At 32.9% G+C, this 20,218-nt stretch carries 20 protein-coding genes; 4 read left to right on the top strand and 16 right to left on the bottom strand.

Annotation, left to right across the window (positions count from 1 at the left end):
* Window positions 1–4 precede the first annotated feature (4 nt).
* The 16 genes from ACTT9R_RS00790 to ACTT9R_RS00715 are packed head-to-tail and all read right to left on the bottom strand — an operon-like array spanning window position 5 to window position 15,805.
* Window positions 5–958, bottom strand: a complete 954-nt coding sequence (locus tag ACTT9R_RS00790; protein WP_440926174.1) for an electron transfer flavoprotein subunit alpha/FixB family protein — start codon at window positions 956–958, stop codon at window positions 5–7.
* The gene (locus ACTT9R_RS00785) at window positions 958–1,707 is read right to left on the bottom strand and encodes an electron transfer flavoprotein subunit beta/FixA family protein (protein WP_023854121.1); all 750 of its coding nucleotides are present in this window, start codon (window positions 1,705–1,707) and stop codon (window positions 958–960) included. The genes ACTT9R_RS00790 and ACTT9R_RS00785 overlap by 1 nt, the downstream gene beginning before the upstream one ends.
* Window positions 1,707–4,139 carry a GcvT family protein gene (locus ACTT9R_RS00780; RefSeq protein WP_440926173.1) on the bottom strand — a complete coding sequence of 811 codons (2,433 nt, stop codon included), beginning with the start codon at window positions 4,137–4,139 and terminating at the stop codon, window positions 1,707–1,709. The genes ACTT9R_RS00785 and ACTT9R_RS00780 overlap by 1 nt, the downstream gene beginning before the upstream one ends.
* A 55-nt stretch (window positions 4,140–4,194) precedes the next feature.
* Window positions 4,195–4,656 carry a hypothetical protein gene (locus ACTT9R_RS00775; protein WP_440926172.1) on the bottom strand — a complete coding sequence of 154 codons (462 nt, stop codon included), beginning with the start codon at window positions 4,654–4,656 and terminating at the stop codon, window positions 4,195–4,197.
* A 10-nt stretch (window positions 4,657–4,666) separates the two neighbouring features.
* Entirely contained in the window at window positions 4,667–6,277 is a 1,611-nt protein-coding gene (locus tag ACTT9R_RS00770; protein WP_440926171.1) for a hypothetical protein, read from the bottom strand.
* A complete protein-coding gene (locus tag ACTT9R_RS00765; RefSeq protein WP_072090403.1) occupies window positions 6,277–6,711 on the bottom strand; it encodes a CoA-binding protein in 435 nt (144 codons plus the stop codon). Before ACTT9R_RS00765 ends, ACTT9R_RS00770 begins: the two co-directional genes overlap by 1 nt.
* Window positions 6,708–6,893, bottom strand: coding sequence for a hypothetical protein (locus ACTT9R_RS00760; RefSeq protein WP_440926170.1), 186 nt, complete (start codon window positions 6,891–6,893; stop codon window positions 6,708–6,710). Before ACTT9R_RS00760 ends, ACTT9R_RS00765 begins: the two co-directional genes overlap by 4 nt.
* Window positions 6,893–7,672, bottom strand: a complete 780-nt coding sequence (locus ACTT9R_RS00755) for an enoyl-CoA hydratase (RefSeq protein WP_440926169.1) — start codon at window positions 7,670–7,672, stop codon at window positions 6,893–6,895. The genes ACTT9R_RS00760 and ACTT9R_RS00755 overlap by 1 nt, the downstream gene beginning before the upstream one ends.
* Window positions 7,673–8,524 carry a HalD/BesD family halogenase gene (locus tag ACTT9R_RS00750; RefSeq protein ID WP_440926168.1) on the bottom strand — a complete coding sequence of 284 codons (852 nt, stop codon included), beginning with the start codon at window positions 8,522–8,524 and terminating at the stop codon, window positions 7,673–7,675.
* Between the two features lie 6 nt (window positions 8,525–8,530).
* Window positions 8,531–8,905: a cytidyltransferase gene (locus ACTT9R_RS00745; RefSeq protein ID WP_440926167.1), complete on the bottom strand. Its 375-nt coding sequence runs from the start codon at window positions 8,903–8,905 to the stop codon at window positions 8,531–8,533.
* Window positions 8,902–9,312 carry an adenylyl-sulfate kinase gene (locus ACTT9R_RS00740; RefSeq protein WP_440926166.1) on the bottom strand — a complete coding sequence of 137 codons (411 nt, stop codon included), beginning with the start codon at window positions 9,310–9,312 and terminating at the stop codon, window positions 8,902–8,904. The genes ACTT9R_RS00745 and ACTT9R_RS00740 overlap by 4 nt, the downstream gene beginning before the upstream one ends.
* Entirely contained in the window at window positions 9,312–10,547 is a 1,236-nt protein-coding gene (locus ACTT9R_RS00735; RefSeq protein ID WP_440926165.1) for a M24 family metallopeptidase, read from the bottom strand. Before ACTT9R_RS00735 ends, ACTT9R_RS00740 begins: the two co-directional genes overlap by 1 nt.
* Entirely contained in the window at window positions 10,544–11,170 is a 627-nt protein-coding gene (locus ACTT9R_RS00730) for a class I SAM-dependent DNA methyltransferase (RefSeq protein WP_440926164.1), read from the bottom strand. Before ACTT9R_RS00730 ends, ACTT9R_RS00735 begins: the two co-directional genes overlap by 4 nt.
* Window positions 11,170–13,575, bottom strand: coding sequence for a GcvT family protein (locus ACTT9R_RS00725; RefSeq protein ID WP_440926163.1), 2,406 nt, complete (start codon window positions 13,573–13,575; stop codon window positions 11,170–11,172). The genes ACTT9R_RS00730 and ACTT9R_RS00725 overlap by 1 nt, the downstream gene beginning before the upstream one ends.
* The gene (locus tag ACTT9R_RS00720; RefSeq protein WP_440926162.1) at window positions 13,575–14,615 is read right to left on the bottom strand and encodes a homocysteine S-methyltransferase family protein; all 1,041 of its coding nucleotides are present in this window, start codon (window positions 14,613–14,615) and stop codon (window positions 13,575–13,577) included. Before ACTT9R_RS00720 ends, ACTT9R_RS00725 begins: the two co-directional genes overlap by 1 nt.
* Before the next feature lie 11 nt (window positions 14,616–14,626).
* Window positions 14,627–15,805, bottom strand: a complete 1,179-nt coding sequence (locus tag ACTT9R_RS00715) for an aromatic ring-hydroxylating oxygenase subunit alpha (protein ID WP_440926161.1) — start codon at window positions 15,803–15,805, stop codon at window positions 14,627–14,629.
* 276 nt (window positions 15,806–16,081) lie between these two features.
* On the opposite strand from ACTT9R_RS00715, the gene ACTT9R_RS00710 reads away from it, so the two are divergent.
* From ACTT9R_RS00710 to ACTT9R_RS00695, 4 genes are all read left to right on the top strand, one after another.
* Window positions 16,082–17,092 (top strand): glycine betaine ABC transporter substrate-binding protein, encoded by a 1,011-nt coding sequence (locus ACTT9R_RS00710; protein ID WP_072090413.1) that lies wholly within the window; start codon window positions 16,082–16,084, stop codon window positions 17,090–17,092.
* Between the two features lie 52 nt (window positions 17,093–17,144).
* Window positions 17,145–18,029 carry an ABC transporter permease gene (locus ACTT9R_RS00705; RefSeq protein ID WP_440926160.1) on the top strand — a complete coding sequence of 295 codons (885 nt, stop codon included), beginning with the start codon at window positions 17,145–17,147 and terminating at the stop codon, window positions 18,027–18,029.
* A gap of 62 nt (window positions 18,030–18,091) precedes the next feature.
* Window positions 18,092–18,820, top strand: a complete 729-nt coding sequence (locus tag ACTT9R_RS00700) for a methylenetetrahydrofolate reductase (protein WP_440926159.1) — start codon at window positions 18,092–18,094, stop codon at window positions 18,818–18,820.
* On the top strand, window positions 18,813–20,171 hold the full coding sequence (locus ACTT9R_RS00695; protein ID WP_440926158.1) for an aminomethyl transferase family protein: 1,359 nt from the start codon (window positions 18,813–18,815) through the stop codon (window positions 20,169–20,171). Before ACTT9R_RS00700 ends, ACTT9R_RS00695 begins: the two co-directional genes overlap by 8 nt.
* Window positions 20,172–20,218: the final 47 nt, after the last annotated feature.

Here is a 20,218-nt window from a genome sequence, read left to right as displayed (position 1 = left end):
AGGATTATTTTTGTATAGTGTTTAATTTGTTCAGCTCTTCCATGAACTGAGGCAGTGCCTCAAATAAATCAGCTTCAAGTCCATAATCTGCAACACTAAAGATTGGAGCTTCACCATCTTTATTAATTGCAACTATAACTTTACTTTCTTTCATTCCTGCTAAATGCTGAATAGCGCCTGAAATTCCAACAGCGATATATAGATCTGGTACTACCACTTTTCCTGTTTGACCCACTTGATGATCATTACTTATATATCCAGCATCTACTGCCGCTCTTGATGCTCCAATTGCTGCACCTAGTTTGTCAGCAATTTCTGTAATTAATTTAAAATTATCTCCACTTTGCATTCCTCTGCCACCTGATACAACAATTCTTGCTGTTCCAAGTTCAGGTCGATCAGATTTAATTTCTTCTCTTTTGATAAATTTTGTATTTGAAAACTCTTCACTAGCATCTACTTTTTCAATTGGGGCTGATCCACCTGTACTCTCACATGGATCGAAAGAAGTGGGTCTGATTGTAACGCACTTTTTAGCATCATTACTCTTAATTGTTGCAAAAGCGTTACCGGCATAAATTGGTCTTAAAAAAGTATCTGATGATATTACTTTAATGATGTCACTTACTTGCGATGTGTCAAGATGAGCTGCAATTCGTGGCATCAAATTTTTTCCAAATGTATTTGCTGAACAAACGATATGAGAATAATTTTCTGCTAGTTTAACAATCACTGGAGCAAAATTTTCTGCTGTGAAGTTTTCATAGTGAGCTCCTTCTGCACTCAATACTTTTTTTACTACTGGAAGTTCAGATAATTGTTTTGCAGCATCTGCAGAATTTTGACCAATAATTACAGCATGAACATCTGAATCGATTTGAGATGCTGCTGTAGCTGCATTAAGAGTAAATGGTCTTAATTCTTTATTATTGTGTTCTGCTATAAGTAAAACTGCCATTAAATTACCTTCGCCTCATTTTTTAACTTTTGAACTAATTCAGCAACATTTGCTACTTTTATACCTGCTTTTCTTTTTGGAGGTTCCTCTACTTTTAATTGCTCTAATCTTGGTGATACATCTACGCCTAAATCAGAAGCAGCAATTTCCTCTATAGGTTTTTTCTTAGCCTTCATTATATTTGGTAGTGATGCATATCTTGGTTCATTCAGCCTAAGATCACAAGTTACAATAGCTGGAACATTTATTTCAATCGTTTCAAGACCTTCATCTATTTCTCTAGTTACTTCTAATTTATTATCTTTAACATCAATCTTAGAGGCAAATGTTGCTTGTGGCCAATTTAATAAAGCACTCAACATTTGGCCTGTTTGATTACAATCATCATCAATTGCTTGTTTACCCATAAATACTAAATCTGGTTTTTCTTTATCTACTATTTTTTGTAAAATTTTTGAAACAGCGAGTGGTTCTAAAATTCCATCGACTTTCACATGAATACCTCTGTCCGCACCAACTGCTAAAGCTTTCCTAACAGTTTCTTGAGCTTTTTCTTCACCTACAGTTACTGCAACTACTTCTGTAGCTTTGCCTGCCTCTTTAATTTTTACAGCCTCTTCTATTGCATTGTCATCAGGGGGATTGGTTGACATTTTAACGTTGTCAGTAACTACACCCGTTCCGTCTTCTTTAACTCTTATTTGAACGTTGTAATCAATAACCCTTTTTACAGCTACTAAAATTTTCATTAAGCTCTCAATAAATTATTTTCTGAATCGTAAGGACTCTCATCTAAGACAGTAGCGTCGTACATTTCACCTAATATATCAACTTGTAATTTGTCGCCCACACTTGAACAATCTGGTTTAACCATCGCGAGTGCTATTGATTTATCTAATCTAAAACCAAATTCACCTCCAGTTGCTCTTCCAACAACTTTTCCATCTTTAAAAATTGGGTTATTTCCAAGCACATCTGCGTCTTTAGTATTATGAACCTCTAAAGTAACTAATTTATTATCAAAACCTTTTTCTCTCCATTTATTAAGTGCCTCTAAACCAATAAAGTTTCCTTTATTTGGATGAACAAATCTATCAAGACCAGACTCGTATGGTGAATATTCAATTGATAATTCTGTGCCAACTAGTTTATAAGATTTTTCAACTCTTAAACTATTCATTGCTCTAATTCCAAAGGGTTTAATTCCTAAATCTTTTCCTGCTTCCATTAATTTATCAAAAATATGGTTTTGATATTCAATTGGATGATGCAGTTCCCAACCAAGCTCACCAACAAAATTTACTCTCATTGCATTTACTGGAGCGTATCCAACATTAACATTTTTTGCAGTAAGCCATTTGAAATTCTCATTAGAAAAATCATCTGTTGAAACCTTTTGCATTAATTGTCTAGCTTTTGGACCAGCTACAACTAAAACTCCCGTACTGTTAGTTAGATCCTCAAAAATTACAGATCCATCATCTGGCATCCATTTTTGTATCCAATCATGATCTAATCTTAAATTTGCTCCAGCAGAAACTAGATAATAACTATTTTCTGCTTCTTTCATTATCGTAAATTCAGAATGCACTCCACCTTTAGTGTTCAATGCATGACATAAATTTATCCTTCCAATTTTTTTTGGAAGTTTATTAGCTACCAAATAATCTAAAAATTCCTCAGCTTTAGGTCCCCTAATTCTACATTTTGCAAACGCAGTCATATCTAAAAGACCCACGTTTTCTTTTACATTTTGACATTCTTTTTTAATAGCATCAAACCATTTCGATCTTCTAAATGACCAATCATCTTTTTGTTCCATTCCGTCTGTTGCAAAAAAATTAGGTCTTTCCCATCCGAACTTCTGACCAAACACAGCGCCTAAATTTTTCATTCGTTCATAACAAGGAGCCGTTCTTAAAGGTCTTGCTGCTGGTCTTTCTTCATCTGGATAATGGACAATAAATACATGACTATATGCTTCTTCATTTTTTGCTTTCAAATAAGATTTAGTTGCATAGTTACCGTAACGTCTTGGTTCAACTCCTAACATGTCAATTGTAGGTTCGCCATCAACAATCCACTCTGCTAGTTGCCAACCTGCGCCACCTGCTGCTGTTATTCCAAAACTATGTCCTTCATTAATCCAAAAATTCTTAAGTCCCCATGCAGGACCAACTATTGGATTTCCATCTGGAGTATAACAGATTGCTCCATTATAAACTTTCTTTACTCCAACTTCTCCAAATGCAGGAACTCTATGAATTGCTCCTTCTATATGTGGAGCTAATCTGTCTAAGTCTTCTTGAAATAATTCATATTCAGAATTTTTTGATGGCCCCTCTACATAACAAGCTGGTGCACCATCTTCATAAGGGCCTAAAATTAATCCTCCAGCTTCTTCTCTCATATACCATCTGCTATCACTATCTCTTAAGACTCCCATTTCTGGTAATCCATCTTTTTTTCTTTTTTGAATTGCAGGATGTGGTTCTGTAACAATGTATTGATGTTCAACAGGTATTACTGGAATATCTAATCCAACCATTTCACCTGTTTGTCTTGCAAAATTTCCAGAACAAGAAATAACATGTTCGCACTCAATTGATCCCTTATCTGTTTCCACAATCCATCCATCTTTAGTTTGCCTCATTGATAGTACAGTTGTGTTTCTATAAATTTCTGCTCCTCTATTTCTTGCACCTGTCGCTAATGCTTGCGTTAAATCTGCTGGTTGAATATATCCATCTTCAGGGTGTTGTATTGCACCAACTAAATCATCTGTATGACATAAAGGCCAGATTTCTTTTACTTGTTCCGGTTTCAAGAATTTTACATCTACTCCAATAGTTCGAGCAACACCTGCATATTGATGATACTCATCCATTCTATCTTTTGTACTAGCTAAACGAATATTTGAAACAACGCTAAAGCCAACATTTTTTCCAGTTTCTTCCTCTAAGGTTTTATAAAGATTAACTGCATATTTGTGTAGTTGTCCTACAGAATAACTCATATTAAACAAAGGCAATAAACCAGCGGCGTGCCAAGTTGATCCTGAAGTTAACTCTTTTCTCTCAACGAGAACAACGTCGGACCAACCTTTTTTTGCTAAGTGATAAAGAGCACTAACACCTACGACACCTCCACCAACTACTACAACTTTAGTTTTTGTTTTCATTCAAGGATTCCTACTAAATTTTTAATTGTTACGAAACAAAAATGTATGTTTAAAATCAAATTGAGCTTCCTAGAGGGATCGGGCTAGATACCATTGTAGTTAACCAACAGTCTTTTAAATTTCCATCCAAAGTATACTTTTCAACTTGCCAATTAAACTTATGATAAATCTTATTTTTATCAAGAATGATTACCTCAAATTGTGCCCATTTGTCACTACTTCCAAGCTCAGTAATTGTATGACTTAAGTGATTAATCATCATCCCATAAGAATCGCTTTTAATCATCATCTTAAAGTTGCTTAATGGTCCTGTAACTCTCTTGTTATTTGGGTGAGCAAATTTCCATGTTTGCTCAATTCCACTATCTTTAAATTTAGAGTCATTTTGTTGAAGCCCATTAAGTTGGATCTTTATAACTTCTTTCGGTTTAATATTGCTATTTGGATTTAATAATTCAGCGTTTGAAAAAGTCGAAGTTATCAATAATAAAATTAATACTTTAAAAATAGTTTTCATTTAAAAATAATTACTCAGATGTTTTGTATTTACTGTTATTGATAATAATTACAAATAAAATTGGAAGAATTAATGTCAAAAGTGTCACAACAATTAATAAAATTCCAAGTTCAGAATAATCTGCTGTAGTTTGTATTTCACCAGAAACCTTATCCTTAACTTCTCTTGTTACAGTAAATATTTCATTTAAATATTTTGTTCCTAACGCACTTGCTGATAATGCTAAATTTGTAAACGATGCAAAAACTGCAAAAAAGGTTGCCTTTAAATGTGCTGGAGCATTTTTTGCTATCCAAGCTAATAGAGGTATCATTGATACTTGGCCAAGCGGAGACTCCAACGCAGTATTAATTAATGCAATAAACTTAGCATCAACAACTCCACCTGTTAACGAAGCTGTCCAGTTATGAAAACCATAATACATTCCAACACTTGGTAAAAACAAAATTGCTCCTGCAATACTTAAAACAACAATTATTTTAGCAATTGAATTATTTGCCATAAAAGGTCTTAATAAAACAATACCAGCTAATGTTAAAATTGATGCCAATAATGATAGAACAGAAAAAAACTGTTCATTAAATCCAAGCTCATCAATTTCAAACCATGTCAATCCTGGTCCAGGTCCAGGCATAGCTCTAAATATAAAAATAATAACTGCTGTACCTACAATAGTTAATCTTAATTCCTGAGGTAATTCCTTAATAAGCTTAAACATTAAAAACAAAATAATTATTACAGAACCTATAAAAACAATTTCTTGTGCAAACGGTACTTTAAATGAACCAATAGATAGTGTGAAAATAACAAAAACTAGACTCCCTCCTAATATCCACCAATTAATTTTTGTTTTCTCGTTACCTCTTTCCTCTTTAAATTCTAGACCTTTAAATTTTAAAGTTTGTATTTTTTTGTGTCTTAAATAATTGGCTAAAATAACACCAAGTATAGAAACCAAAGGTATTACAAGAGCATAAATATAAATAGTTCCGTATAAATTTATTTTATCAGCCTGCTCAAGGCCTTCCACATCTCTAAACAAAATTACATTAACTAATGCAACAAGTACTGTACCACCAATAATAGCAAACCTTCCAAGTGTCTGCATTGTTGTATGCATTATTTTTATTTGATCTTTAGAATAATCATTTCCTGTTTCATCAACCAAAGGAACTGCCTCAACTGTCATAGCATCGGCTACAACGTCCTGAACCACATAACCAACTGGAGCTAAAATCACACTTATCACAAACCATGTTTCTACCGAAAATACCTGGGACATATCTTCAGTATGAATAATCAATCCATACATAATTAGTAAACTAAGAGCTATCAATGAAGCTCCGAAATAGACCATGTAATTTTTTCTCTCCCAGATTAGATCTACTAAATGTCCTAATGGCATTTTTAATGCCCAAGGAATTCCTGCCCAAAAACCTAGGCCTGCAAGAAATGCAGCAGACAAATTTAAATAATCTTTTACAAAAAACGTGCCAACTATACCCGTTAAACCAGATATACCTGCAGCCATATAAACCATTAATGGGGGTAGATAAGTCCATTTAAATTGACGACCCAAATCTAAAAATGTGCTGTCCAAAAATTTAATTATTTTGCTCATTAGTCACTTAAAACTGGAAAAGCTTGTCTAACTTTTAAAAAGTATTTTTGATATTCCATTTTAGTACATTTGTTTTCAATATACTTAATATCATTTTTTTCCATCAATTCTTTTGCCTTTTCGTCTCGTATACCGAGCTGTAACCATAAAACTTTAGCTCCAATTTTAACTGTATCTTCTGCAATAGCATAAACTTCTTTTGATGGTCTAAAAACATCTACAATATCAACCTGATCATTAATATCAGATATTTTAGCAAAAACTTCTTCTCCTAAAATTTTTTGACCCTCAGCTCTAGGATTGACAGGATAAACTTTAAATCCATATTTTTGCATATATTTCATAACTATAGTTGATGCTTTTGTTGGATCGTTACTAACTCCTACCATTGCAATTGATTTATATTTAGAAAGAACTTCTTTAATATCACTCATTTATTATTTTTAATTTGTTCTTCACAAAATATTTTAGCTTCAGGAACTGTCATTGGTTTTTCTAGTTTTTGGCTACCAGCAATACATGCATCTATTGCTCTTTTTTGATTATGATCTTTAAAATTATAAATTACAAACATTGCAACAATAAGAAAAACAACTGTTAAAATATTCTTTATCATTATTTATTTTTCCATTTAGGTTTTCGTTTTTCGAGGAAAGCAGAAATTCCTTCTTTTGCATCCATTGCCATCATATTAAGGGTCATCATTTTACTTGTATAAGCGTAAGCTTTACTTAATGGCATTTCTAATTGTTTGTAAAAAGCTTGCTTCCCAATTTTTATTGTTAAATTAGATTTAGAAGCAATTTTATTTGCTACTTTTAACACTTCGTTGTTTAATTTGGCTTTTGAAAAATTATCATTTATCAATCCTATTTCTTTTGCATAATTTGCCTTAATAGGTTCTCCAGTTAGCAACATTTTCATCATAGGTTTTCGATTTATCTTTCTACTAACAGCAACCATAGGTGTACTACAAAACAAACCAATATTTACACCAGGAGTAGCAAACAACGCATCCTTAGTACTATAAGCTAAATCGCAACTTGCAACTAGTTGGCAACCAGCTGCAAATGCTGCTCCATGAACTTTAGCTATTACAGGTTTTCTACCTTCAACAATTTGGAGCATTACTTTTGAACAAAGATTAAATAATTTTAAATATTTATCTCTCTTTTTTAAACCTCTCACTTCTTTTAAATTGTGTCCTGCACTAAACCCTTTACCAGCTCCCTCTAATATTATTACTTTAACTTTTTTATCAGTATCTAATTTTTTTAATGCCTTTAATAAATCTGAAAGATTCTTGAATGATAAAGAATTATAAGTTTTAGGTTCATCAATGATAATTGATGAAACTTCGTTGTTTATTTTTTTAATCTTAATATTAATAGTCATTTAATCAGTTAATCCATCGGATCTGGCCTGATTTCTTTCTATATGAATTGGTAAAACTTTGCCATAAATAGCTTTAGAATGTTCTGGAGTGTTTACTCTCCATGGATCTAAAACATAAGCAGGAATACACATATATCTTGATTTTTGGCCTTCAACTTTTGTTACTCTGTGCAAAGTAAATCTACCTTTAAATATTTGTAAATCTCCTGGCTCTAATTTCAATTGTCTTACTCTAGTTCTATCTCCTGATATAACTTTTTGAACTTCTTCAAAATTTTCTTTTCCAGGTTCTCTTATATTTGGACAGTACTCAAACACACCGCCCTTCTCGGGTTTTTGTATCATTAAACTAAGTGTAAATTCACAGCTATCAAAATGCCACGGGAGCACTCCATCTGGTTTCATAACATTATACGCATGACATGCTAAAGGGTCTGCCCATCTGTAAATAGGAGAAATACCTAAACAAGCAGATACAAATTTTAAAAGTTCCTCAGTTTCGTATAGATATTTCATTTCAGAATCTTTTGAAAAACAATCTGAATTCAAATATCCATTGTATCTATTCATAAAAGTTCTTTTTGGATGATCTTTTGGTAATGAAGGGTCATCCTTTGCATATAAGTAGGCATTTATACTCTCTTTAGACATATAAACTTCGTCTAATTGTTTTTCTAACTCAGAGTTCATTACTTTAAGTGAGTTAGGCAAAATAAAATTTGGAATTGTTGAGCAACTATATTGATCAAGTTCTTCCTTGTATTTTTTAACTAGATTTTTAATTATAGGTGAATTTAAATCGTGTATTGGATATTTTTCTAAATCTACAATAGTTTTGAGTCTATCGTTCATTTAATTTTATTTTAACTTTCCCTCTTCTCTCATTTTTGCTCTTATCTTGGTTGCTGATATTTTTTGAGTTTCTTCATCCAAAACTATTTCCTCAATCTTATATCCAACTCCCCTACCATAACAAATATTTGTAATATTAGGTACTAACATAATTTTAAATTGTCCTTCAAATTCAGGATTTAATTTGTCTTCAATGTTTTTTTTTACTGTTTCAAATTCAAAAGGATTATCATCAACACCTTGTACATCTCTAATTTGAATACAAACTTGTCCAGTTTTTTTAATAATTTCTTTAAACAAAGTATAATGTCCATCGTGAAAAGGTTGCCATCTTCCTAGCATTTGAGCTGTTGGTTTCTTGTTATCCCATTGGTGTGTCATTTTTTTATCTCCTCTATTATTTTTGGTGCCCAATTTTTTGCATCCTGAGTTGTTACATGAAAATCAAAATTCTTAGGATTAACAAACATCTGATTAGTATCTTCAAATCTTCCTTTTTTAATTGTATCGACCCATACTCTAAAATCTGCTGGAAATAACTTTCTTGCTTCAGGGGTTGGTGCAATAAAATCAGCAATTACATAATGACCTTCTGCTTTTAATTTTAGAGCTGCTTCAGCCATTCTTTTTGCTTGTCTTACCCTTCCTTCTTCAGAAAAATCCCAATCGTTTGCAGCTTTTCTTACCTCGTCTGCATTCAGTCTTTTAGCATTTAATAGTGGAGCCATTTCATTTGCTAGAGTTGTTTTACCAGCTCCAGGCAAACCCATTACTAAAATAATTTTCATTAAATATCTTCTAACGGATGATGGGACATTAATTCAAGTCCATTTTCACCAATCAGGTATTGTTGCTCAAGCTTAACACCTTCTTTGCCGCCTACTTTACCTATATAGCTCTCAACTGTTATTGTCATATTTTTTTGAAACGTTCCACTACGTTCCCCGCCATCTGTTGGATATCTAATCGCTGGCCACTCATCACAAAGACCTATTCCATGCACCATTACAGAATATCTATTTGGATAATAATCCTCTGGCAAAACCCAAGATTTTTCTGTGAATTCTTTAAAAGATAAACCATCTTTAATTAGTCTTGAATTGTAATCTATTTGTTCAACAGCCATTGAATAAAGTTTCTTTTGTTCATCATTAAATTTGTTTCCAACAACAAATGCTCTAGAAATATCAGCACAGTATCCATAGGGTCCTACCATGTCTGTGTCAAAAGCAACTAATTCACCATCTTGAATAACTTTGTTTCCACATTCTTGCATCCAAGGATTTGTTCTTTCTCCTGATGCTAACAATCTACACTCAATCCATTCACCATAATTTTCTATGTTTGTTTGATGAAGAATTGACCATAATTCGTTTTCAGTCATTCCTGGTTTTAGTTGTTCTCTCATTTTAACAATGCCCATTTCAGCAACATCTATCGCTGATCTCATACATTTAATTTCATCAGATGATTTTATGACTCTTGCTTGTTCTAAAATTAATTTTGCATCTGCTACTTCAATACCTTCTTTGTTTAAAGCTGCAACTGAAGGACCATTTAAAACATCAATAGCAATTTTTCTTGATTTAAAATATGATTTAGATAAATCTTTAACCTCATTAACCCAATTTTGTAATTGTGCTTCTGATTGATCACCGTTACTAAAATAATCCCAGGTTATTGCTGGCCTTATTTCATCTATAAGATTTAATCCTTCAGATAATTTTTCACAATTAAAATATTCGTAAAGAATTATTGGGCCATTAACTGGTACAAAACAATATCTGGTAAGATTATGCATATTATAAACACTCATGTTTAAAGTATCTAAAGCATATCGAACATTTACTGGATCAAATAAAATACAAGCTTCTAAATTATTTTTTTCTAATTCTTTTCTTACTCTATCTAATCGGTATGATCTTAATTTATCAAAATCAATTTCATCTTCTCTTAATCTTTTTTTGGTTATAAAACTTTGTCTAGGTTTAAATTCTGGAGCTATTTTTCTACTAAACCTCATATTACCCTATATAATCCTAACCATGCATTAACATCTTTGCTTGCAATATAATCAGATTTAAAAAATTCTACTTCTTCCCATTTCTTATTATCTATTAGTATATCAATTTTTTTATCAAAACCATACTCTTCGTGAATACCTTCATTTATAGTAAAACAAATTAATCCACCTGGTTTTGTTATTCTTATAAACTCATCTAAAGCATTTGGTTTTACATGCCCAAATGTAAACGTACCAACACACATCACTCCACCATAAAAATTATCCTCAGCTCCTATTGGTTGGTTTAAATCAACTTTAACTAATTTTTGATAAAGATTTTTTGGAACTGTATCTAATAAAGTTTGAGATAAATCAGCTCCATGAAAATCTTTAAAACCATATTTTTTTAACTCAACTCCAACTAGACCTGTTCCACAGCCTGCATCAAAGATTAGCGTATCTTTATTATTTTCGTGCTTATTGAAAGTTGCTACGGTTTCCTTTGGGCCTGTATAGTTCCAATCAACCATATCTTTATTATACTTATCTTTATCTCCCCACTCGTCGTAGTACTTCATGACTTCATCAGTGGTTTTAAGTTTATAAATTGGAATTTTGTTTCCTACGTCTTTTTGTGCCATTAGCTTCTCATTTTTTGGCCACTTGGATCATAAAGTGGTTCTTTAATTATTGAGCAATTAAATAAATCTCCATTTATCTCTACTTGAACTTTATTTTCAGATTTAATTTTTTCCTGATCAACAAAAGTAAAAGCAACACTCTTGTTTACAAAATGCGCAAAACCACCTGAAGTAACGTAACCTATACTTTGATCTCCATTCATAACAGCCTCGTTATTTGTTACATCAATATCATTGGTTTCAACAATTAGAGGTATAAGTTTGTTTGAAGAATTTTCCTTTTGTGCAGTCTCTTTACCTATAAATTCTTTATCCCAATTGATAAAAGCATCTAATCCTGTTTCTTTAGCAGTAAAATCTGGTCTATAATCTAATGTCCAGGCTCCCCAATTTTTCTCAAGCCTCATCGACATTAATGCTCTTCCACCAAAAGGTTTGATATTAAATTCTTTTCCAGCTTCAATAAGTTCTTCGTATAATTTTAATTGATAATGAGGTGCTACATAAATTTCGTAACCAAGCTCTCCTGTAAATGAAATTCTATTTACTAATGCAGGAACTCCACCAACAAACATTCTTCTAGAATCTCTAAATTTAAATTTTTCATTTGAAACATCATCTCTTACTATTTTTTCTAAAACCTTTCTTGAGTTAGGTCCCGCAATTGATAATCCATGAAACTCATCAGATCTATTTTTATAACTTAAATTAAATTTATCTATATGACTTTCAAACCAACGTCTGTGCATTTCTTGAGCAGCTCCAGAACCAAATACCATGAATTCATTTTCATCTAAACATGCCACAGTTAGATCTCCACATAATTTTCCTCTATACGACAACATTGGAGATAAAGATATTCTTCCTGGTTTTGGAAGTCTTCCAGCCATTATGTGATCTAAAAATTTTCTAGCATCTGGTCCTTTGAACTCATGCTTTGAAAAATTCGCAACCTCGATTAAACCAACATTTTCTCTTACATTAATAACTTCTTTTGACACATAATCATGAGATCTTGATCTTTTTATTGTTGGTTCCTCATGAGCATCTTCTTTATTATTTGCAAACCACAAAACATTTTCCAATCCAAAGCTATCTCCCATAACAGCACCTTGATTTACAAAACGATCATAAAGTGCTGTTGTTTTTTGTTTTCTTCCTTTTGGTAAAGTTTCATTAGGAAATGTCATAATAAATCTTCGTTCATAGTTTTCTGAAGATTTTATCGTTCCATATTGAGGGGATGCATAATCCCCAAAACGAGCAACATCCATTGCCCAAACATCAATGGAAGGTTCTCCGTCAATAATCCATTCAGCAATACATTTTCCAACACCACCGCCTTGACAAAATCCAGCCATAACACCAACTGCAACCCAATAATTTTTCATTCTAGGTACTGGACCTATAAGAGGACTTCCGTCTGGACCAAAAGTAAAAGGTCCATTAACTATATTTTTTATTCCTGCACGCTCTAAGGCTGGCATTCTTTCAAACCCAATTGCTAATCTGTCTTCGATATTATCTAATTTTGGCTCAAGTAACTCATGTCCAAAATTCATTGGAGTTCCCTCTACCTTCCAAGGAGTTGATTTTGGTTCATAGGTTCCAAGCAACATTCCTTTTCCTTCTTGTCTAAAGTAAATATTTCCCTCAAAATCTGTACCAATAGGTAATCTTTGATCACCCATTGCTTCAATTTCTGGAATAGGTTCAGTAATTAGATAATGATGCTCCATTGGTTGAACTGGAAGATTTAATCCCGCTAATTGACCGACTTCTCTAGCCCACAAACCACCTGCATTAATTACTATTTCAGCATTTATATTTCCTTTATCTGTAAATACTTCCCATGACCCATCTTTTTTTTGTTTAGTATCTTTAACTACTGTGTGAGTATAATACTTACCTCCATGAACTTTTGCAGCTTTTGCAAAAGCATAGGTTACACCTGACGGATCAACCTCTCCATCAATAGGATCCCACAGAGCTAACAAATATCTAGATGGGTCAATTAAAGGATGTTTCTTTTTTACTTCCTCTGGAGAAATAAATTCTTGATCAAGCCCCATATATCTTGCTTTTGATCTTTCTCTTTTTAAGTAATCAGCCCACACTTCATTTGATGCTAAATAAAATCCTCCACTGGGTTTAAACCCAACAGAATGACCAGACTCTTTTTCTATCTCTTTATAGAGGCCAATCGTGTAAGCCATCATCCTAGAAATATTTGGATCAGATGAAATTACATGAACATTTCCTGCTGCATGCCAAGATGAACCGGAAGTAAGCTCATTTCTTTCAAGCAAGATACAATCCTTTAATCCAAATTTAGATAAATGATAAAGAATAGAGCACCCTACTACACCACCTCCTATGATTACTACCTTCGCATGCTTTTCCATTAGTATTTAATTTCCTTATTCACTTTTTTTAGAGATTTATCTGTGCCATGATGGAAATGTTTGCTCATGTCTGGCATATATTTCATTGAAATTGGTTTCTTTCCAATTGCAACTGACATTTCTCTTACGTGATGTGCTTCTGCTCCACAACATATACCAATAAAATTTATTTTATTTTTTACACAATCTTTTGCGAACTCTGCCATTTCAAATCTGTTACAAAACAAATTATCTAAAGCTACTGGGAATGCATTTCCACCTGGAATACAGTCGCAACCATGATCAGTGATATTTAAGAAACCAGGTTCTTCCTCTGTTGTTCTATAAGGTACTGGAAGTCCAGCAACATGACATGAAACTTTTTCTCTAACCTTTTTTAATAATTTCATTGTCATTTCAGGTCCTCGATAACAATTTAAACCAACTACATCTGCACCTAAATCTTCCATCATTTTGCAAGCATCTTCAGCAGTATGACCTTCTCTAGTTTTATCCCCTCTAGGAATTGCAAAATTACAAACTGCAATAAGTCCTGCATACTTAATTGCTTTTAATGCTATTTTCATTTCTTCTGTCCAATTTATTGTTTCTGCTATTACAAAATCAACACCAGCCTCTTTTGCCCAAGCTACTTGTTCTTCATACATTTGTTGGCATTGTTTGTGAGTATTAGGATCCCCTGGATCAAATACATTTGTATTAGCCACGTCTCCGCAAACCATAAGATCTAAATCTTTAAACTCAGCAGCAGCATCTTTTGCAATTTTAAGAGCACCTTTTTGCATTGGTTCTAACAAATGTTCTTTACCAATTATTCTGAGCTTTTCTCTGTGACCGTAATAAGTAAATGCTTGAACAACATCAGATCCCGCTCTAATAAATTCTCTATGTAACTGAGTTACTACCTCGGGATGTTCTAAAACTACTTCTGGAACAAATGGACCTGCTGATAAATATCCTCTTCTTTCCATTGCAAAAAGATATCCTTCAGCACACATTATTGGGCCTTCATTTAATCTAGTAATAAGATCTTTTTTCATAATTTATCCTTTCATTTCATTATATTGTTTGCAACCCATTTGTGGAAATGATGGGTAGGATTATCCATCACAGGTGAAAAATTTCCCCCGTTATAAGATGGTGACTTTCTGCCATCCTGCATTCCCTCAATTATATTTAAATCTTCACTTTGAACTCCTTTCCAAAGTTCAAAGTTTTGTTTTCTAAGTGATTTAAATTTTTTCGAATTCGCCGCTTCGTTACCAACATAAAAAATTTCCATATGTTCTTTTGTATATTCATTATTTACTGGTTCTAACCAGTAGGCGTAAAAATGGTCTTTATGAATCCCAAGCATTACATTTGGGAAAAGAGCAACGTATTCAGCGATATGCTCTTGATCTTTAGGCCAGTTTGGAAATGTTGTAAATTTTAAGTTACTTTTAAACCTTGGATTATAAACCATAGTGCCTTGCCCAGCAAAACGATTAGGTAATCCTTGAATATGATAATGATCATCAATTTTTGAGTAAGAGTTTAATCCAGGATGAACCCAGGGTAGATGATAACTTTCGCAATAATTTTCTATTGCAAATTTCCAGTTACACTTAGCATTTAAATTAAAATAACCATAATCTTTTGAATAAACGATTAAATCTCTATCTTTAATTGGCCAGAATTTTTTCCATCTATCACTTAAAGGTTTAATAAATTTTTCAAAATCAATTTCATTATTATTTAAATTAACAAAAATTAAATCTAACCAAACATGAGATCTAACTTCCTTAAGTCCACTTTTTGATTTGCTAAATTTATTACAATTATGTTTATTCATTCCACCAATATGCGGTGTGGCAATTAACTTGCCACTCAAATCATAGGACCAAGAGTGATACGGGCATCTTATTACATTCTTAATTTTACATTTTTCTTGAAGGATCTTAAAACCTCGATGACTACAAACATTATGGAAAACTTTAATTTTATTATTTTTATCTCGTAAAATAATTAATGGAATTCCTAGCAGATCAAATGGTTTCGCGTCTCCAATATTTGGTAAGGAACTACCAACGCCAATTACCACCCATTTATTTTCAAAAATTTTTTTTCTCTCAATAGATAAGTAATCTTGATCAGTGTAACACTCATTTGGTAAGCCATGAGCTTTATCTATATTTTTATTTACTACTTTTAATTTTTTTAAATCGAGTATTTGAGATAATTTTTTCATTTCAACTTTTATTAAACCTCCTTGTTTAAGTTGGAATTAATTAAAGCTAAATTTTTACGATTCTCTTATTATGATTTGTTGAAATACAGTTTTACAATTTAAAATATAAACAAATTCTTTGAAAAAAAAATTTGCAGAAAATTTCATTCTCAAACTTTATCTGGTAATAAATGGTATTTAAAGACAATTTGACTTCAACTAAAGGTTGAAAGATATTTGCAATCTTTTCATTGATATGTTGTAGTATTAAATCAAAAATTAACTAACGGAGATATAATGAAAAAATTAAAAACAATTCTATTTTCCGCGCTTTTAGCATTCGGCATGACTTCTTTTGCAAATGCTTGTGGAAAATTAGTTATAGCCGAACAAAACTGGGCATCTGCCGAGTTAATGGCAAACGTTGATAAAATCATTCTCGAAGAAGGATATGGATGTGACGTAGAATTAGTACCTGGTGCTACTATGCCAACATTTACATCTATGAATGATAAAGGAACACCTGACATGAACCCTGAACAATGGGCGAATGCAGTTTACACTCCTCTAAAAAAAGCGGTAAGCGAAAAAAGATTAATTATTGCTAATAAAGCTCCAATTACAGGTCTAGGAGAAGGTTGGTGGTTAAATCCAGCAGCTTTAGAAAAACATCCAGAACTTAAAGGAATGACAGCTGTTCAAATTTTAGAACGTCCAGATTTATTTCCTGATAAAGAAGACCCATCAAAAGGTGCATTTATGGGATGTCCAGCAGGTTGGGGATGTCAATTAGCTAATGCAAATTTGTACAGAGCATTTGAAATGGAAAAAAAAGGTTGGAAACTTATTGATCCGGGGTCAGCTGCAGGTTTAGATGGTTCAATTGCTAAAGCGTCAGATTCTGGTGAACCGTGGTTTGGATATTATTGGAACCCTACATCAATGGTTGGAAAATATAATTTACAGCCAGTTGATTTTGGTGTTCCTTTTGCAGGCAGAGATAATTGGGACAATTGTATCACTCTTGCAGAACAAGATTGTGCAAATCCAAAGCCAACAGCTTGGACAAAATCTGAAGTAAACTCAATTGTAAGTGCTAACTTTGCAAAAACTGGTGGAAAAGATGTACTTAAATATGTTGAAAGCAGAACTTTTCCAGGCACAGTGATGAATGGAATGTTAGTTTACATGGCTGACAACCAAGCAAAAGGTTCTGATGCTGCTGTTGAGTTTTTAATAAAGCATGAAGATATTTGGACTAAGTGGGTATCTTCAGATGCTGCAAAAAAAATCAAAAAAAGTTTATAATTAACTTTTAATTACGAGCCTATTTAATATAGGCTCGTAAAATTTAATATTTATGGAATTTTTTACTGAATTTCCAGAAATGGGAAGAAGATCCCAAATGGAGCTAAGAAAAGGTATCGACTTAGCTTTTAGAAATTTTTCAAAAGAATATGGAGACAGCATAGAGGCATTTTTTGATCCATTATTATTTTTTTTAGTATCATTAGAAAAATTATTATTATCCACTCCATGGATAATTATTATTGGAATAATTTGTGGATTAGCCTGGTTAGGTTCAAAAAGTTGGAAATTAGTTACAGGAAGTGCAATTGCTTTTTTATTAATTGGTTATTTTGGAATGTGGGAAGATTGCATGGCAACAGTGGCTATTATTACTGTATGCACAATAATTTGTATTGTTATTGGTATCCCAATAGGAATTGTAATGGCTAGATCATCTAGAGCTGAAAAGGCAATACTTCCTGTATTGGATATGATGCAAACAATTCCTAGTTTTGTTTATTTGATCCCAATCTTGATGTTGTTAGGAATTGGAAAAGTCCCAGGATTAATTGCTGTTTGTGTTTATGCAGTTCCTCCAATTATTAGATTAACTAATTTAGGTATTAGAGAAGTAGATAAAGAGACTTTAGAGGCTAGTGAAGCTTTTGGAGCAACTACAACTCAAAAATTAAAATCTGTTCAAATTCCTCTAGCTTTACCCACTGTTTTTGCTGGTGTAAACCAAACCATAATGATGGCTTTAGCTATGGTGGTTATTGCTTCTATGATAGGTGTAAAAGGTCTAGGTGTGCCAATATTAAGAGCTGTTTCTAACCAATATTTGGCTCTTGGTATGATGAATGGATTAGCAATAGTTGCTCTCGCAATTGTCTTTGATAGAGTCACTCAAGAATATGGAAGAAGGATCCAAAAGCATAGAGGCCAGATAAAATAATTGATTATTTGTTGCATCGAATTTTCTAGACTCATATTTCAAAATAAATAAAGATCTCCCTTATGAATTTTTCATTGGAAATAGGACCTAAAACAGAGGTTGATACAGTTCCAGCATTGTCTGATGTTTACATTACAATGCTACCTGGAGGTGATTACAGAGAAACTGCTGATAAAGCAGTAGAGCTTGTAAAGAAAGGATTTAACCCTGTGCCTCATTTTCCTGCTAGATCAATGCATGATGAAAAAGAACTTAAAGATTATGTTTCTAGATGCAAAGATGGAGGAGTAAAGCAAGCCTTAATTATTGGAGGTGGAAGAGAACCGACAGGTAAGTTTGATAGTTCCTTTCAACTTTTAGAGACAGGTTATTTTGAAAAAATGAAAATAGGAATTGCTGGACATCCCGAGGGGAGTCCTGATATATCCGACTCAGATTTAGAAAAAGCTATGATAGATAAAAAGCCTTACGCTGATTATATTGTTACACAGTGGTTACTTGATCCTCAGCCTATTATAGATTTTATTTCTAAGCAAAGCGTACCAGTGCATGTGGGAATTACTGGGCCATTAAAAATATCTAGCCTAATTAAATTTGCTAATATTGTTGGGGCAAAAAATTCCTTAAACTTTCTTAAATCTAATTTTAGTAAGGCATTGGATTTATTGAAACCTAAAGACCCTAATGATTTAATTGGGAAAGTTAAATCGCACACTGATAACTTCCACATTTATACATTCGGCGGCTTGAAGGAAACTAACAAGTGGTTGAAGGAGAATAGTTATGTCTAAAGAATTTGACTATACTAAAGTACAACATGTTACTTCTGTTGATCAATCTGATAGAGAAGTACCATACAATTTAAGACAAAGTGGGCCAACTAAAGTTGAATTATTAATTTCAACAAGGGTAAGAAAGTCACCTTATTGGCATTTATCAATGCAGGCAGGTTGTTGGAGAGCAACTGTATACAATCGAATTTATCACCCAAGAGGCTATGTAAAACCTGAAGATGGTGGAGCAATGGTTGAATACGATGCTATCGTAAACCATGTAACAATGTGGAACGTTGCTGTTGAAAGACAAATAAGAGTTAAAGGTCCTGATGCAGAAAAGTTTACTGACTACGTTATAACTAGAGATGCAACAAAAATTTCACCTATGAGAGCTAGATATGTAATCTTGTGTAATGCTTATGGAGGAGTTTTAAATGATCCTATTCTTTTAAGAATTTCAAAAGATGAATTTTGGTTTTCATTATCAGACTCTGATATAGGAATGTATTTACAAGGTGTAAATGCAGATGGAAGATTTAACTGTACAATTGAAGAAATTGATGCATGTCCAGTACAAATTCAAGGTCCTAAATCAAAAGCTTTAATGAAAGATCTTTGTGGAGATCAAGTTGATTTTGATAATATGCCTTTCTATGGATTAGCAGAAGCAAAAATTGGTGGAAGAAGTTGTGTAATTTCTCAATCTGGTTTTTCAGGAGAAGCTGGTTATGAAATATATTTAAGAAATGCAACTTTATATGCTGAAGATATGTGGAATGCAGTATTGGATGCAGGAAAAAAACATAACTTAATGGTTATTGCGCCTGCGCACCACAGAAGAATACAAGCTGGTATTCTTTCTTGGGGGCAAGACATGGATCAACAACATAATCCGTTTCAATGCAATTTAGGTTATCAAGTTTCATTATCTGGTAAAGGTGAATGGAATAAAAAAGCTGACTATGTTGGTAAAGCTGCTTTAGAAAAAATGAAAGCAGACATAAAAGCTGGTCAAAAACCATACAAACTTCAATTAGTTGGGATGGAATTAGGTGGTAAGCCTATTGACGATTATGCGCCAGACTTTTGGTTAGTATCACCAGAAAGTGGTGGAGATCCAGTCGGATTTATTACTTCTCCATGGTGGCATCCGGAAAAGAAAACTAATATTGCTATGGGTTACGTTCCATTTGATGGAACTTTAAACCCTAATGGATTTCCAAAAGGTAAAGTTGGAACTAAGTTTAAAGTTCATCTTCCAGAAAAATACTCGGACACTCCAGGAACACCTGTAGATGCTGTAGTTGTGGATATTCCATTCAAAGAGTCTTTCAATGCAAATACAAGAGAAGTTGTAAAAGGCTAAAATTTACTATGGGGGAGCTAATTTCAGCTCCCCTTTTCAATTCTAAT

The sequence above is a fragment of the Candidatus Pelagibacter sp. genome (assembly GCF_052049835.1).
GTDB lineage: Bacteria > Pseudomonadota > Alphaproteobacteria > Pelagibacterales > Pelagibacteraceae > Pelagibacter.
Note: the sequence above shows the minus strand (reverse complement) of the source record. Positions and strands in the feature narration are given on the sequence as shown.